Genomic DNA, 15,759 nt, shown 5'->3' with positions numbered 1-15,759 from the left:
ATGATGATAAGGATCTTCCCGAACAAATTAGTTCATTCATTACAACAACAATCCTACCTTGGGTATCTGTTAGTTGGGCAAGATCCTTTATTATTGGAAGAAACTAAAGCAACTATCTTGCAATTTGCCAAACAACAAGGTGTAGAACAAAAGCAAGATCTGATTATTGATACCACCACAGATTGGTCGCAACTGTTTAATGAACTACAAACGTTTGGACTTTTCTCTACCAAACAACTCTTTTTTCTTACACTTCCCGAAAATCTTTCTACGACATTACAACAACAGTTACAACAATTAGTTTCGCTATTGAATGAAGATGTTATTGTTGTACTACAAATGGCTAAACTCTCTCTTTCAACCGAGAAACAGGCGTGGTTTACCCATTTAAATCAATTGCCAATTTTACAAATCAATTGCCAAACGCCGCCAGCAGAACAATTACCTCAATGGATTAAACAACGTGCTGCAACAATGTCGTTGGAATTAGAACCAGCAGCGATTGAGCTGTTAGCTTATAACTATGAAAATAATTTGGCTGCACTTAAACAAGTGTTGCAATTAATGCAATTGTTATATCCACAACAAATTATAACTTTATTAAATGCGAATCAGTGTATTGAGCAAGCAGCCGTTTTTACTCCCTATCAATTAGTTGATGCGATTTTGCAGGGAAAACAATATCGTGCTACACGTATCTTAGAACAGCTACAAAATGAAGGTGATATTCAAGCAGTTGTGCTACTGCGTATATTGCAAAAAGAACTCTTTTTACTATTAGAATTGGGAACAGAACCTACTGCCAAAATCACACAAAGCCAACAAATGTTAGCCACGACAGGTTTAAAAGAACGATTTGATCAACTACGCATTTGGAAAAATCGCCGTCCGTTTTATACTGCGGCACTCCAGCGCCTCTCTTATCATCAGATCTATTATTTAATTCATTTATTAACGGCATTAGAAAAAAACTTAAAGCAAAATGCAGATACTAATGCTTGGCAAGCGCTACAAGAAATTACCATTACAATGGCGAGTTAGAAAAGTTAATCCTTTTCTGTTTCTGCTAATAAGCGCTGAATGATCTTCACGTTCGCTGGTGGAAATTGCCCTACATCCAGTTGTTTTTGTTCCAACCAAAACCCTTCTTGCCCTTCTCTACCGAATGGTTCACCTACCCACTCTTCAACCAAATAGAAATAAAAAGAGATGATTTTTGTTGGGTATTCAAATTGAAAATGTTCATACAATTTACTTTGCAAGACAAAAATTCCCACTTCTTCTTCAAGTTCTCGTTTTAACGCTTGCTCAGGTGTTTCACCTTTATCAACTTTACCACCTGGGAATTCCCATGATTGCGCAAAATCTTTACCTTCTAACCGCTGCGTCAGATAAATTTGCTTAAACTCATTACGAATAATGCCAGCAGCCACTTTAATTAATGGTTTCTTCATCGTTCATTTTCCAATTGCTAAAAATAAAGCTGTACATTTGCAAATGTACAGCTTACCTCATTTAAACTACAAAACTAAAACGCTTATTGAATACGTCCATGACAATGTTTGTATTTCTTACCAGAACCACAAGGACAAGGTTCATTACGTCCAATTTTACGTTGTGGTTGCGTAGCTTCATCACCTGATGCAGAAGTATCACTATGATATTGCACTTGAGCTTGTTCAGCCATCTTAGCTGCAGCGGCTGCCGCTTGCATTCTCGCTTGTTCCGCTGCCTCAATCTCTTCCTGAGTACGCACTTGAACCTTAGTTAAAATACTTACCACATTGAATTTCAATGTTTCTAGCATATCGGTGAACATTTGGAATGACTCTTTCTTGTACTCTTGTTTTGGATCTTTTTGTGCGTAACCACGTAAATGAATCCCTTTACGCAAATGATCCATTGCTGAAAGATGTTCTTTCCAAAGTTCGTCTAATGTTTGCAGCATCACGCCTTTTTCAAAATTACGCATGGTTTCTGCACCCACCATTGCCTCTTTCTTCTTGTATTCTTCAATTGCAATCTCAACAATACGTTCACGTAAAGTTTCTTCATGTAAGTTGTGATCTTCATCCAACCATTTTGCAATTGGTAAATCCATATTGAAATCAGTTTTTAAGCGTTTTTCTAAGCCTTCAACATCCCAAAGCTCTTCCAATGATTGCGGTGGAATGTATTGATCAATCACGCTATTAAAGACATCTTGACGAATCACATCAATCGTATCTGAAATATCATCGTTCTCTAATAGCTCATTACGCTGTGCATAAATTGCATGACGTTGGTCATTCGCAACATCATCAAATTCCAATAGATTTTTACGTCCATCAAAGTTATGCGCTTCCACTTTCGCTTGTGCTGAAGCAATGACTTTAGTCAGCATCTTCGATTCCATCGCTTCACCTGGTTCAGAGAAAGCCTTACGCATTAAATTCAATTTACCTTCATTCAGATAAATTCGCATTAACGCATCATCAAGAGAAAGATAGAAACGTGAGGAACCTGGGTCACCTTGACGACCAGAACGACCACGCAACTGGTTATCAATACGACGTGATTCATGACGTTCTGTACCAATAATATGTAAACCACCTGCTTGCATCACAATATCGTGGCGCTCTTGCCACGCTTTTTTGATTGCTTCAATTTGTTCTTCAGTTGGGTTTTCCAATTTCGCAATTTCAGCTTTCCAGTTACCACCAAGCACAATATCTGTACCACGACCAGCCATATTCGTTGCAATAGTCACAGCACCCGGATAACCCGCATCCGCAACGATTTCTGCTTCTTGCGCATGGAATTTCGCATTTAACACATTATGTTTAATGCCTTCTTTTTTCAAAATATCTGATAATAATTCAGATTTTTCGATAGACACTGTCCCGACTAAGACAGGTTGTTTTCTCGCTACACAATCCTTGATGTCTTCAACAATCGCTTTGAATTTATCTTCTTCGCTCTTAAACATCAAGTCGGTACGGTCATCACGAATCATTGGTTTATTAGTTGGAATAACAATGGTTTCTAAACCATAAATTTGTTGGAACTCAAAGGCTTCTGTATCTGCAGTTCCTGTCATTCCGGCTAATTTTTCATAAAGACGGAAGTAATTCTGATAAGTAATTGATGCTACTGTTTGGTTTTCACTTTGGATTTTTACCCCTTCTTTCGCTTCAATTGCTTGGTGTAAACCATCTGACCAACGACGTCCTGCCATCGTACGTCCAGTATGTTCATCCACAATCACAATTTCGCCATCTTTCACAATATAATCAACATTGCGTTCAAATAGTGAGTGCGCACGCAATGCAGCATAAACATGATGCAATAGAGTAATTTTTGCAGGTGAATATAAAGATTCATCCTCTTTCATCAAACCAGCCTGCATCAATAATTTTTCAATTTTGATTTGACCACGCTCGGTTAAATAAGCTTGTTTATTTTTCAAATCAACGGTGTAATCACCATCGCCTTGGAACTCATCGCTATCTTCTTTATCTTGTTTAATTAATTGTGGAATTAACTTGTCAATCGCAATGTAGAGTTCTGAACTATCTTCTGCTTGTCCAGAAATAATTAACGGTGTACGTGCTTCATCAATTAAAATTGAGTCCACTTCATCGACTAACGCATAGTGTAACGGACGTTGGAAACGCTCATTCATACTATGTGCCAAATTATCACGCAAATAGTCAAAACCTAATTCACTGTTAGTCGCATAGGTAATATCAGCCGCATAAGCAGCACGTTTTTCTTCTGGCGGTAATCCAGGAATATTTACCCCAACTGTCATTCCTAAAAATTCAAATAACGGACGGTTTGTTTCCGCATCACGACGAGCAAGGTAATCATTCACTGTTACCACGTGTACGCCTTTACCTGTTAACGCATTCAAATAACAAGGTAATGTTGCCGTTAACGTTTTCCCTTCCCCAGTACGCATTTCTGCGATACAGCGATTATTTAAAACCATTCCCCCAATTAATTGCACATCAAATGGACGCAAGCCCAACACACGTTTACTTGCTTCACGCACAGTAGCAAACGCTTCTGGTAATAACTGATCTAAAGTTTCCCCTTTTTCTAAACGATCACGAAACTCCGCAGTTTTGGCTTTTAATTCATCATCGGATAACTCAGAAAATTTAGGTTCTAATTTATTGATTTGTGCTACACGTTTATTTAAACGACGTAAAATGCGGTCATTACGACTACCAAAAATTTTTCTTGCAATAGCTGATAACATAATAATTTCTTTTCTTGTTACAAAATAAAACTTACTGACTGCTCTAGTCAGAACACCAAAATATAAATTCTCATTTAACTTTGATATGTCGGGCCAGCACGAATCGAAATTTGATAACGATTGATTTGTGGTAGCCTATGTTGCTGCATCACCTGCAACACTGGCTGAACATTAATTTTTTGACGTGAAACGATAGTTTGTTGCTGTACTTTCTTTAACAACAAAAAATGTAAATTAAATTGTTGCTGTTGATTAACCGCAACGGTTTGATTAGCTTCTAATGGAGTTGTTGTTAGATGTTCCGGCTGTTCCGCATGGAGTGGTAAAAAAAACAGTGTCAAAACGCTCAATAAAAGCCGCTGCCACAACGTTTTTCTTCCGATTTTCGTTAATTGATAATCCACAATAATAAACCTAACAACACCTCTAAAAATAACCAGTGACGATTATAGAATAATTCCTCTATAATGTCATACAAATTGCTTGGATTAAGGCGGCAAGATGTCAACCAATAAAAATATTCGCAATCAAAAAGTGATGAATGTAAATGATATCTTACAACGTTCTTCACTCTCTTCGCTTATTGAGCGCCATAATCATCTACAACAATTTTATCAAGATATTGAAAAACTGATTCCAGCACAATTTCGTGGAAAAATGAGATTGGCTGAATTAACGGAAAACTCTATTCTATTTCATGTAGCAAATGGTGTTGTTTATCAGAGTTTACTATTTCAACAAGCACAATTATTAGCCAACATTCAACAACAATATCCCAATATCAAACAATTAACATTTAAAGTTATTCCAAGTTTGAGTTAGCCATTTTCTGCTGCCATTTGGCTAAAGATTGTGGTGAAAACAGCGCAATTAACTCTTTTACTTTCACTCGTTTTTCGCTCGATTGACTGATAGAACGTTGCACCTTAATTTTTTTGATTTTCGCCCCTTGATACAAAGCTCGAGTAAACAGCGTGTCATGATTAGAAATTAATACCGTAGCATTTTGCCGTAGTGCTGTTGCACGAGCCACATCCGCAAGTTCTTGCTGTTGTAATAGACTAAATTCATTACCTGCATAACGCGTAAAATTGGATTCTTGCTGTAACGGAGCGTATGGTGGATCACAGTAAATCACACTTTGCTCAGTTGCCAAGGCAAAAGTTTCTTGGAATGAAGCACAAATAAATTTAGCCTGAGCCGCTTTTTCAGCAAAATAACGCAATTCATTTTCAGGGAAGTAATGTTGCCGATAAGCGCCAAAAGGCACATTAAACTCATTGTCACTATTGTAACGACACAAGCCATTAAAACCAAAACGATTCAAATAAAGAAAGATCGTCGCTCGTCGCCAAAGATCCGCACTCTGATTAAATTCATCTCGTAATGCATAGTAACGTAATGCGGTATTCGCTTCAGGATGAATAAATAACGCTCTTGTATCCCGAATATATTGATCAACATCGGCTTTAACAAGATTAAATAAATTAATTAAATCAGGATTAATATCGGCAAGTAAATATTGTGAAAAATCGCTGTTGAGAAAAACCGTTCCTGCGCCAACAAAAGGTTCAATTAATTGGCTTTTGCCTTTTGGATAAAGGCTTTTAATCTCATCAATTAAACGGTATTTCCCACCAGCCCATTTTAAAAACGAACGATGTTTTACTGAATGTATTTTGTGCGACATGGATTAGTGGCTACGGATACAATCTTGAATCGCTTGCAACACCAACGTTTTCTCAACATCAGCAGTCACATAAGCTTGCCCTAATGATTTCAATAAGACTAAGCGTAATTTCCCTGCCAACACTTTCTTATCACGCATCATATGAGGCAAATACTCTTCTGCTGTCATTTGCTCTGGCGAGAGAACTGGTAAATTAGCCGCTAGTAACAATGCTTGTAAACGTTCAATATCTGTAATTTTTAGATCACCTAAACGATAAGACAAATAGGCAGCCATCATCATTCCCGCTGATACAGCTTCACCATGCAACCATTCACCATAGCCGAGATGTGCTTCAATAGCGTGTCCAAATGTATGCCCTAAATTAAGTAACGCACGTTCACCTTGTTCAGTTTCATCTTTCGCCACAGTCGCCGCTTTTAACTCACAACAACGTTGAATACAGTATTGCATTGCTTGTGCGTTTAGCTCAGTTAAAGCGCTAATATTTTGTTCTAACCAAGTAAAAAAGTCGTTATCTAAAATTGCGCCATATTTAATCACTTCAGCTAAACCCGCACTTACTTCACGAGCTGGTAATGTATGCAAAGTATCGGTATCAATAATGACTTTAGCTGGTTGATAAAATGCACCTATCATATTTTTGCCGAGTGGATGATTAACGGCTGTTTTACCGCCGACAGAAGAGTCAACTTGTGCTAATAATGTAGTTGGAACTTGAATAAAGCGAACACCGCGTTGATAAGAAGCTGCAGCAAAACCAGCCACATCGCCAATTACTCCCCCACCTAAGGCTAAAATGGTGGTATCACGTCCATGTCTTTCTTGAAGTAATGCAGTAAAAATAAGATTGAGTGAATCCAATGTTTTATATTGCTCGCCATCAGGCAATAACACTTCACTCACTTGGCACCCGACTTTCTCCAAAGTTGCACGCACTGTTTGTAAATAATGCGCTGCCACCGTAGGATTAGTCACGATCATGACTTTGTCGCCAGACTTTAAAGGATAGTAACTACTTGGTTCTGTTAATAATCCTGATCCAATACTAATTGGATAACGTCTTTCTTTGAGTTCTACGTAAACATCTACCATTTTTCTATCCTTTAAAGCGTTAATATCTCTATTGATTAACCAGTAAAATTCTCTAACAAATCAATGATATTATTCGCCATTAATTTGGCACTTTGATCATCAGTTTGTAAGGTAATATCGGCAATTTCTTCATATAACGGTGTACGAATTTTCGCTAAATCTTCTAACACTTGGCGTGGATCTTCAACACCTTGTAATAAAGGGCGTTTTTTATCACGCAGTGTACGTTGATGTTGTTTCTCAACGGTAGTTTCAAGATAAATCACAATGCCACGTGCTGAAAGATGGTTACGGTTTTCTTTTGACATCACTGCACCGCCACCTGTTGATAAAACTACACCTTGACGCTGCGTTAATTCATTGATAATTCTTTCTTCTCTTTTTCTAAAGCCTTCTTCGCCTTCAACGTCAAAAATCCAACCAATATCAGCACCTGCACGTTGTTCAATCTCAGTATCTGAGTCCACAAAATCCATACTTAATAACTGAGCAAGTTGACGACCAATCGTACTTTTTCCTGCTCCCATAGGGCCAATTAAAAAAATATTTCTTTTTTCTGCCATGTTTTTTATCGTTCTAAATGATTTAAAGATAAATGAATAGTTTGATCTTTGAGTGTGTGTAACTCAATCTAAGTTACTCAATTTATGTTGTTTTTACTGCAAAAGAAAAAGAATACCGAAGTATTCTTCTATAATCACAACACTCAAAAGATCCCCAAGACCTCGAATGTTCATTGAGATAGCGCGATATTATCTCAATAAATAGGCGCATTTTTCAACCTCACATTGAATTTTTATCAAAGATTATTCTTTTGCATAAATTCATCTTTGCGTTTTTGATAATTCTCTAATGTTTCTGCTGCATTATGGATAATTCTAGGGGTAATAAAGATGACTAATTCTCGCTTCTGATGGCGTTCAGATTTACTACGAAATAACTTTCCTAACCCTGGTATGTCGCCTAACAAAGGTACCTTATTTTCACCTTTACCAATCAAATCATGAAAGATTCCACCTAATACAACGGTTTCACCATCCTTGACCATAACTTGTGACTGTACTTCCTGTTTATCAATTGTCACTACTTGCCCAGCACCATATGGAATACTGGCCCCTGCCGAGTTTTGTGTTACAATCAGATCTAAAGCAATCATTCCTTGATGCAAAATTTGCGGCGTAACTTCCAACCCTAATACCGCTTCTTTAAACTCAATATGTGTACGGCTACTCCGTTCCGTATCATCTTCAATTACATAAGGAATTTCAGAGCCTTGTTTAATCACTGCTCGTTTTTGATTAGAGGTTAATAAATGCGGACTAGCAATAATCTCCACATTATTTTCTTGTTCCAATGCCTTTAATTCTAAATCTAATAAACGTCCATGGATTTTTGCTACTTGTAATGCAATAGAGGCTGCTTCAGAACTAGTTGAGAAATTCACATTCAGATGCGCATTTAAATTTTCTGTGCCAAAACTATCTAGCTTTGCAGCAACTTTATGAAAATTATCTGCATTACTAAACATCCCCCAACGCACACCCAACTCATTTAAACTTTCATTATTTATAGTGACAATCCTTGCTTCAATTGCAATTTGCTCACCCGGTTTATCCAATTGAGCAATTAATTTTCGAAATTGTGCAATCTGCTTTTTATCTCCTTTTACTACAATCAAATTATTACGAGGTTCAACACTAAAACCAGACAATGATGACAATAATCCGCCACCATTTTCACTAAATACTTTTGCCAGCTCATTCACTTGAATATATTTCACTGCAATAGCTTCAAATTCATCGGCAACCATATTCACATCATCAACAGGAAGATCACTGACAAAATTAGGTGTGACCGTATCGAAAAAAGGATCCTTGATAGAAGGTTTCGCAAAGGCATCCATTGCGAACGCGACACATAACAGAGAAAACATTAACGATTTCATCAGCGTAACTCCTCAGAAAATAGATGAATGGAGATGGACAACAAACCATGCGAAGCAGGATCAGAATTACGTTCTATCTGAATCGAAGAAATCGCCCAATTAGCCAAAATGGATTGGAATAGTAAATCAAAATGCTCAATAAAAGATTGAAATGCAATATGCAAACGTAAGTCAACACGTAATAAATCCTTGTTACTCATTTGCATATCAAAAGTGAAAGCCTGTTCGCTACTTAATTCCGTTAAATCTTGATGTAATTTATCCAGTTTTTGCGTATTTTTTTGTGAATCTCTGCCTTCACTTACTCGCTGTTGCAATAACTGTAAAATTTGCTGCTGTTTATGCTCCAAACTAGTTAATTCCACTAGAGTTTGTTTTAATGCTGAAATACGTTGATGTATTGTCCAGTTTTGCCACAATGGATAAGCAACAATCGAAACCAATAGCAATAACCAAACTAAATACAACATATAATTAGGTAAATACAACAAATACCAATGCAGACCTTTGGGATACTTTAAAGGTAACTTTGTCATTCATTTCCCTCTTTTTTATTGAAACGTAACGTAAACTGATATTGTTTTTGTGCGTTCTGAACAAGTGTTCCAGGTTCCAGCTCCAGTGGATAAGGCCAATGCGAGAGTAAATATTGTTGTAGTTGATAAAATTCCTGTTGCGCAATATCTTCCCCTGCAATCATAAAATGCAGTTTATTTTTCTGCTCCCCTACAAAAGGATTAATTTCTATTTGTGCTAAAGACAATCGTCCCTGATTGCCTAAAGGTAGGTGTGACAGTATTTGTGTAAAATGAACGATGTCGGTTAACGGGATTTTCTCCAGTTGTAATTGATGATTTAATAACTGGCGTTGTTTATGTTGTGCCTGTTCAATTTGTTGTAAATTTTGTCTCAGTCGTTGCTGTTGTTGTTGCAACTTTTGGTATGTAGAATCTTGCTGCTGAAAATCTTGCAACAAATAATAATTCACCGTCACCGATAGCAGGATCAACAGTAACAATAAGCTTGTTAATAAGCGGTAACGTTTGCTGTGATGCAACTTTCGCCAATTTAATAAATTGATCTCTATTCGATATTGACTAAACATCTAACCCCCATAAAGCACAGCCTAATGTAATAAACTCTCCTGCTGCCATTGTTGGCAAGATTTGTACCTCATCTCGCTGCTCAATAACGGTGAAATCAATTTCTGTTTGTTCCGCTGTTTGCAAAATAATAATGCTGGAACAGTTTTGCGCAAAAGTACTCGCCAACTTATGCCAACTCGCGGAAAAATCCTCTTGTGAAAACAACATTTCCGTTTTATTTGGTGAATCAACCAGAAAAATTAACTGTTCGGCACAAAAGCAATACAATACCTTCTCCTGCTGACTTTTCCCTGATAAATAACGAAATGCCCTTAATAAAGTTCGCGGTAAAACATCTAATACTTGTAATGAAAGAGGAGAATATTTGCCTAATTCTTGTTCTGCACTTTGCTGTTTAATCACATAAACATCTAAAGATTCCTGTCGATACAAATAATCAAACCAAATTGGCGCACCATCATTAGGAAGATCATTTTCTAAAATATGATACAGTTGCTGTTCTAAAGCATACTGATGTAATGTTTGTGATACATAAACGCTTTTTCGCCAAATTAAATGCTGTGGTAATACAGAAATAAAAACAATCTGTTGTAAATGACAACGATACTGTACAGTCAATAGTTCTATTAACTCATTTATAGTTAACGCTACGCCCGAGTTAATTTCATCATCAGCAGTTATTAAAGTATAATAAAAACAATTAGATACAAAAAACACTCCTACTCTTATTGAGTGTTTTTTAGCTTTTTTTCGTGGAGGAAATGCAACTTTCATCGTATAATCAACACTCAAATTAAAAAACACAAGTACACTTTACTTTCGTTTATTACCTTTATTTCTATATAGAGAGTCTTTTTTCGATGAAGATCGTAAAATTAATATTTAGTTCTATTTTGACTTTATTTGTTATCGGCTGTGTAGCCGGTGGTTTGTTCTATTTTCACATCAAATCACAACTACCTGATGTGAATGAGTTAAAAAATGTTGAATTACAACAACCAATGCAGATCTTTACTGCTGATGGGAAACTTATCGGTGAAGTTGGTGAACAACGTCGTATTCCAGTACCTTTGGCACAAATTCCACAGCAAATGATCAATGCAGTAATCGCAACAGAAGATAGCCGTTTTTATGAGCATCATGGTATTGATCCAATCGGGATTGCTCGTGCATTAAAAGTCGCTATTACTTCTGGCGGTGCTTCTCAAGGCGCAAGTACCATCACCCAACAAGTAGCGCGTAACTTCTTTCTTACGCCAGAAAAAAAATTAATTCGTAAGATTAAAGAAGCGGTTCTCGCTATCGATATTGAAAACAATCTAACTAAAAATGAAATTTTAGAACTCTATCTCAACAAAATTTATCTTGGATATCGTGCTTATGGCGTAGCTGCTGCCGCACAAACCTATTTTGGCAAAACCTTAGATCAATTAACATTAAGTGAAATTGCAGTATTAGCTGGGTTACCAAAAGCACCTTCCACAATGAACCCACTCTATTCATTAAAACGAGCTACAGAACGCCGAAATATCGTACTTAGCCGTATGTTAGATGAAAACTACATCACTCCAGACCAATACAAACAAGCGTTACAAGAGCCTATTGTCGCTAGTTATCATGGCTCAAAGCTCGATCTTCATGCCGATTATGTCGTCGAAGCCGTTCGTCAAGAAATGGTAAAACTATACGGTGAAGAACAAGCCTATACTAAAGGTTATCAAGTATTTACTACGATCAATTCAGCAGATCAATTAAACGCACAACAAGCCTTAAGAAATAACTTATTAGCTTATGATATGCGCCATGGCTATCGTAAAAACGCCACCTTATGGAAAGCTGATGAAACAGCTTGGGATAAAGAAAGAATTATCGGATTCCTAAATAAACAACCTGCTGCCGATCCATTACAACCAGCCGCAGTCTTAGAAGTAAAAAATGCTCAAGCTCAAGCAATGTTAGCCAATGGCGAAACCATTACCTTGAATCAAAATGCGGTCAAATGGGCTGGCAACATCAATAAAATTTTACACGTTGGTGATATGATTTGGGTTATGCAAGATAGCAAACAACAATGGGTTTTACGCCAAATTCCAATTGCTAACTCAGGTATGATTTCATTAAACAGTGCTAATGGTGCTATCGAAGCAATGGTGGGCGGTTTTAGTTTTGCAATCAGTAAATTCAATCGTGCCACTCAATCTATGGTTCAAGTGGGATCATCTATCAAACCTTTTATTTACACTGCAGCTTTAGATAAAGGCTTAACTCTTGCAACCATCTTGAATGATGCACCAATTACCTTGCGTAAAGCAGGGCAAGCACCTTGGCAACCAAAAAATTCACCAAATGTATTTAATGGACCGCTACGTTTACGTGTTGGTTTAGGATTATCGAAGAACGTTATGATGGTACGTGCGGTAAATATGGTAGGCATTGACTATATTGCTGATTATCTACAACGTTTTGGTTTCCAAAAAAATCAATATGCAGCAACTGAAGCACTTGCTCTCGGAGCAGCTTCTTTTACACCTTTAGAAATGGCTAGAGGTTATGCGGTTATTGATAATGGCGGCTTCTTGATTGATCCTTATATTATCCAATCTATTAAAGATAATACTGGCAAAGAAATTTTTGTCGCTAAACCAAAAATTGCTTGCTTCCAATGTAATGATAAACAAGTTCCTGTGATTTATGGTGAAGTCAAGCCGATTGATTTCCTTTCTTTGAAAGTAGATAACTCTGCTACTGAAAATTCAGTACCAGATACCCCACTATCATCTAATACTTCTGTAGATGAGGATAACAGTGAGGCTGTGCCAGATGTTCCTGAATTAAACACTAATAATGTGAAATTAGAAAATGCGCCAAGTTTATTAGGTGAAAATGGTAATGACACCAAACAAACTGATGAACCTCAATATGCACCACGAGTCATCAGCGGCAAAATTGCTTTCCTAATGCGTAGCGCTTTAAATTCTGGTATTTATGGTGAACCTGGTGGTAACTGGACAGGTACCAGTTGGCGCGGTAAATCAATTGGACGTCCTGATATCGGTGGTAAAACAGGGACAACGAATAATTCCAAAGTTGCATGGTATGTTGGTTATGGCTCGGATTTAGTGACCTCAGTTTATATCGGCTTTGATGATAATAAATTAGATCTTGGACGCGGTGAGTCAGGTGGTAAATCAGCGATGCCGGCTTGGGTTGATTATATGACCAATGCATTAAAATCACTGCCAGTGAGAGAAGATCCTATGCCAGATGGCGTTATTCAAAAACGAATTTCGATGGAAAATGGCTTATTAACCGATTCTGGTGGTAGATTAGAGTACTTTATTGAAGGAACAGAACCAACACAACACTATGTTCCAGAACAAGGTAATCAAATTATTAACAGTCAAGGAGAAGTCAAAGAACTTTTCTAACAACAATCAAAAGGGGCTAAATGCCCCTTTTTACTAAGTATTATGCTTGTACTACTAGCTGTAATAATTCAATTGCCAATCTAGCTCTGGCAAATCCGCGTTCATCGCTAACTACCCATAGATTTAATTGTTCATCTTCACTAGCTACCTGACCAATATGTAATTTTGGTAACTGTTCAGCGTTTTCTTCTGTTTCCCCATTAATCACTGGTGTAACAATTTGTTCAGGATGATATTGTAACAATTCATTTTGTTGCCAACTTAACATTGGATCAAATTGTTCAAGATCACAACCCGATACAGCAATCATTTGAGAAAAACCATAAAATACCGGAACTTGTACTTGATGCTCGATAAATTGTCCTGAAAAAGTTGGTAATACTTTCGCTAATAAAAGGCGTTGTTTATTCACTTCTTCTCGATGCGATATCGGTGCTACATCAAAAGCCAATCGTTGCTGTTCTTCACTTAATGGTACGCCATTTAATAATTGGGCTGTTTGCCCTACCAACTCTTTCACTTTCTCTTCACCAAAATAAGACATTGGCAACAAAGACGTTACTGTTAGCTGAGTAATTTGATACTGTTGCAATAGCGGTTTCAGGATAAGTGCTAATTGACAAATCTGCGGATTAGGTAACGAAACAATATTTCGTTGTCTAAGATCCGCTAACATATCTTCATTTACCGTTGGTACTACTGCTGGAATATCGCTCAAATATGCACATATTCCTAACACATCAATAGATATACAGCCTGCTTCTGCCGCTGCCGCTAAATGAGGAACTTGTTCTAAACTGCCCGCAAACAATAGATAGTCATATTCTTTCCAATCAACATCAGCAAAACTTAATTGCTCAACATACTTTCCATTGAAACGAATATTTTGTTCTTCAGAAAACTTTTGCGCTTCAACAACGGTTACTGTTGCTGAAGCTAACGAACTTTCTTCTAAAATCGTGACTAGCTTTTCAGCTAGAGCAAAATCTGCTGCAATCACAATATTTAAACTTGAATTCATTTTATTCTCCATGCTACTCTTCGGCTAGCTATTCTAACAAATTAACATTTAAGACGGGAATGTTTTCCATGACACCGGCAATTAACTTATTAAAAAAACAAAAAATTTCGTTTCAGATTCACCAATATGATCATGATCCTAACAATACTCACTTCGGTAAAGAGGCTGTTGAAAAATTAAATTTATCACCACTACAAACTTACAAAACCTTATTAGTTACTGCTAATGGTGATGATAAACAACTTGCAGTGATGGTAGTGCCTGTCACTTACAATTTAAGTCTAAAAAAAGCAGCGAAAGCATTAGGAGTAAAAAAAGTAGATTTAGCAGATAAACATCTTGCTGAGAAAGTCACTGGTTATCTTGTTGGCGGTATTAGCCCATTAGGACAAAAAAAACGTTTACCTACGGTTATCTCTGCTACTGCACAAGAATTTGATACTATTTTTATTTCTGGTGGTAAGCGAGGTATTGATATCGAATTAAACCCTCAAGATCTCGCTAAACTTACACAGGCTAACTTTGTGGATATTAATGAGGAATAATCCATATACACCTTGAAATTCCTCAGGATTTCTCATGGGAATTAGCACAATTAGGTTATTTTTCAAACAAACTGGTTTTGATTGCACCAAACAGCAAAAAATCTCAAAATTTTTATTGATTAGTTCCTGAAAATCAGTATTATAAGCACCCGTTGCGATATGGTAACGCTTGGGTCGTTAGCTCAGTCGGTAGAGCAGCGGACTTTTAATCCGTTGGTCGAAGGTTCGAATCCTTCACGACCCACCATTCATTCCATATTTTACCCTTAAGGGTCGTTAGCTCAGTCGGTAGAGCAGCGGACTTTTAATCCGTTGGTCGAAGGTTCGAATCCTTCACGACCCACCACTTAACACTTATTTATTTAAGTGGGTTATTAGCTCAGTTGGTAGAGCAGCGGACTCTTAATCCGTCGGTCGAAGGTTCGAGCCCTTCATGACCCACCACTACATTAACTCACCTTACGACGGGTCGTTAGCTCAGTCGGTAGAGCAGCGGACTTTTAATCCGTTGGTCGAAGGTTCGAATCCTTCACGACCCACCATTAAATCCAATTGTAGTAAGTGTATTAATATTTTTACCAATAATACGTTTTACAGGCGATTTTCTCCTAATCAACAGTTAAAAGAGCGATATTCCTCTATAATCACTCATTAGTTAATAATACTTTCTTTTAGGTCTAATA

15 protein-coding genes and 4 tRNA genes are annotated in these 15,759 nt (G+C 37.2%); 8 read left to right on the top strand and 11 right to left on the bottom strand.

All coding sequences use genetic code 11. The features are described 5' to 3' along the window. Positions 1–1,041, top strand: a complete 1,041-nt coding sequence (holA, locus tag QS62_RS03005) for a DNA polymerase III subunit delta (protein ID WP_082966119.1) — start codon at positions 1–3, stop codon at positions 1,039–1,041. A gap of 5 nt (positions 1,042–1,046) precedes the next feature. Here holA and mutT read toward each other — a convergent pair whose 3' ends face one another. The 3 genes from mutT to secM form a co-directional block, all read right to left on the bottom strand. Next, positions 1,047–1,454, bottom strand: coding sequence for an 8-oxo-dGTP diphosphatase MutT (mutT, locus tag QS62_RS03000; protein ID WP_066105697.1), 408 nt, complete (start codon positions 1,452–1,454; stop codon positions 1,047–1,049). An 83-nt stretch (positions 1,455–1,537) separates the two neighbouring features. Further along, a complete protein-coding gene (gene secA / locus QS62_RS02995) occupies positions 1,538–4,246 on the bottom strand; it encodes a preprotein translocase subunit SecA (RefSeq protein ID WP_066105694.1) in 2,709 nt (902 codons plus the stop codon). 74 nt (positions 4,247–4,320) lie between these two features. Continuing rightward, positions 4,321–4,650 (bottom strand): secA translation cis-regulator SecM, encoded by a 330-nt coding sequence (gene secM, locus QS62_RS02990; protein WP_066105691.1) that lies wholly within the window; start codon positions 4,648–4,650, stop codon positions 4,321–4,323. 97 nt (positions 4,651–4,747) lie between these two features. Between secM and QS62_RS02985 the strand changes: the two genes are divergently transcribed. Beyond that, entirely contained in the window at positions 4,748–5,068 is a 321-nt protein-coding gene (locus QS62_RS02985; RefSeq protein ID WP_082966118.1) for a DciA family protein, read from the top strand. Here the strand turns inward: QS62_RS02985 and QS62_RS02980 are convergent. The 7 genes from QS62_RS02980 to QS62_RS02950 form a co-directional block, all read right to left on the bottom strand. After that, entirely contained in the window at positions 5,049–5,936 is an 888-nt protein-coding gene (locus QS62_RS02980) for a Dam family site-specific DNA-(adenine-N6)-methyltransferase (protein ID WP_066105688.1), read from the bottom strand. The two genes, QS62_RS02985 and QS62_RS02980, sit on opposite strands and share 20 nt — an antisense overlap. A 3-nt stretch (positions 5,937–5,939) precedes the next feature. Then, on the bottom strand, positions 5,940–7,031 hold the full coding sequence (gene aroB, locus QS62_RS02975) for a 3-dehydroquinate synthase (protein ID WP_066105685.1): 1,092 nt from the start codon (positions 7,029–7,031) through the stop codon (positions 5,940–5,942). Between the two features lie 35 nt (positions 7,032–7,066). After that, positions 7,067–7,594, bottom strand: a complete 528-nt coding sequence (aroK, locus tag QS62_RS02970) for a shikimate kinase AroK (protein WP_066105683.1) — start codon at positions 7,592–7,594, stop codon at positions 7,067–7,069. A 236-nt stretch (positions 7,595–7,830) separates the two neighbouring features. Further along, complete coding sequence (gene pilQ, locus QS62_RS02965; protein ID WP_066105679.1) at positions 7,831–8,976, bottom strand: type IV pilus secretin PilQ; 1,146 nt, start codon at positions 8,974–8,976, stop codon at positions 7,831–7,833. Further along, on the bottom strand, positions 8,976–9,512 hold the full coding sequence (locus QS62_RS02960; protein ID WP_066105676.1) for a hypothetical protein: 537 nt from the start codon (positions 9,510–9,512) through the stop codon (positions 8,976–8,978). Before QS62_RS02960 ends, pilQ begins: the two co-directional genes overlap by 1 nt. Further along, positions 9,509–10,081, bottom strand: a complete 573-nt coding sequence (locus QS62_RS02955; RefSeq protein WP_066105673.1) for a hypothetical protein — start codon at positions 10,079–10,081, stop codon at positions 9,509–9,511. Before QS62_RS02955 ends, QS62_RS02960 begins: the two co-directional genes overlap by 4 nt. Continuing rightward, positions 10,074–10,799, bottom strand: a complete 726-nt coding sequence (locus QS62_RS02950) for a hypothetical protein (protein WP_156550043.1) — start codon at positions 10,797–10,799, stop codon at positions 10,074–10,076. The genes QS62_RS02955 and QS62_RS02950 overlap by 8 nt, the downstream gene beginning before the upstream one ends. A 143-nt stretch (positions 10,800–10,942) precedes the next feature. On the opposite strand from QS62_RS02950, the gene QS62_RS02945 reads away from it, so the two are divergent. After that, complete coding sequence (locus tag QS62_RS02945) at positions 10,943–13,510, top strand: penicillin-binding protein 1A (RefSeq protein ID WP_066105665.1); 2,568 nt, start codon at positions 10,943–10,945, stop codon at positions 13,508–13,510. 40 nt (positions 13,511–13,550) lie between these two features. On the opposite strand, the gene QS62_RS02940 is transcribed toward QS62_RS02945, so the two are convergent. Continuing rightward, positions 13,551–14,531 carry an Asd/ArgC dimerization domain-containing protein gene (locus QS62_RS02940; RefSeq protein WP_066105662.1) on the bottom strand — a complete coding sequence of 327 codons (981 nt, stop codon included), beginning with the start codon at positions 14,529–14,531 and terminating at the stop codon, positions 13,551–13,553. 68 nt (positions 14,532–14,599) lie between these two features. On the opposite strand from QS62_RS02940, the gene ybaK reads away from it, so the two are divergent. From ybaK to QS62_RS02915, 5 genes are all read left to right on the top strand, one after another. Next, positions 14,600–15,076, top strand: a complete 477-nt coding sequence (gene ybaK / locus QS62_RS02935; RefSeq protein WP_066105658.1) for a Cys-tRNA(Pro)/Cys-tRNA(Cys) deacylase YbaK — start codon at positions 14,600–14,602, stop codon at positions 15,074–15,076. Between the two features lie 171 nt (positions 15,077–15,247). Continuing rightward, positions 15,248–15,323: transfer RNA gene (locus QS62_RS02930), tRNA-Lys, on the top strand. A 23-nt stretch (positions 15,324–15,346) separates the two neighbouring features. After that, a tRNA-Lys gene (locus QS62_RS02925) sits at positions 15,347–15,422 on the top strand. A 22-nt stretch (positions 15,423–15,444) separates the two neighbouring features. Then, positions 15,445–15,520 (top strand) — tRNA-Lys (locus tag QS62_RS02920). Positions 15,521–15,542: 22 nt separating this feature from the next. Beyond that, positions 15,543–15,618, top strand: a tRNA-Lys gene (locus QS62_RS02915). Positions 15,619–15,759 lie beyond the last annotated feature (141 nt).

It is taken from the genome of Gallibacterium salpingitidis, from assembly GCF_001678495.1.
Taxonomy (GTDB): Bacteria; Pseudomonadota; Gammaproteobacteria; order Enterobacterales; family Pasteurellaceae; genus Gallibacterium; species Gallibacterium salpingitidis.
The sequence above is the reverse complement of the archived record's forward strand: the minus strand, read 5'-3'. Positions and strand labels throughout refer to the sequence as shown.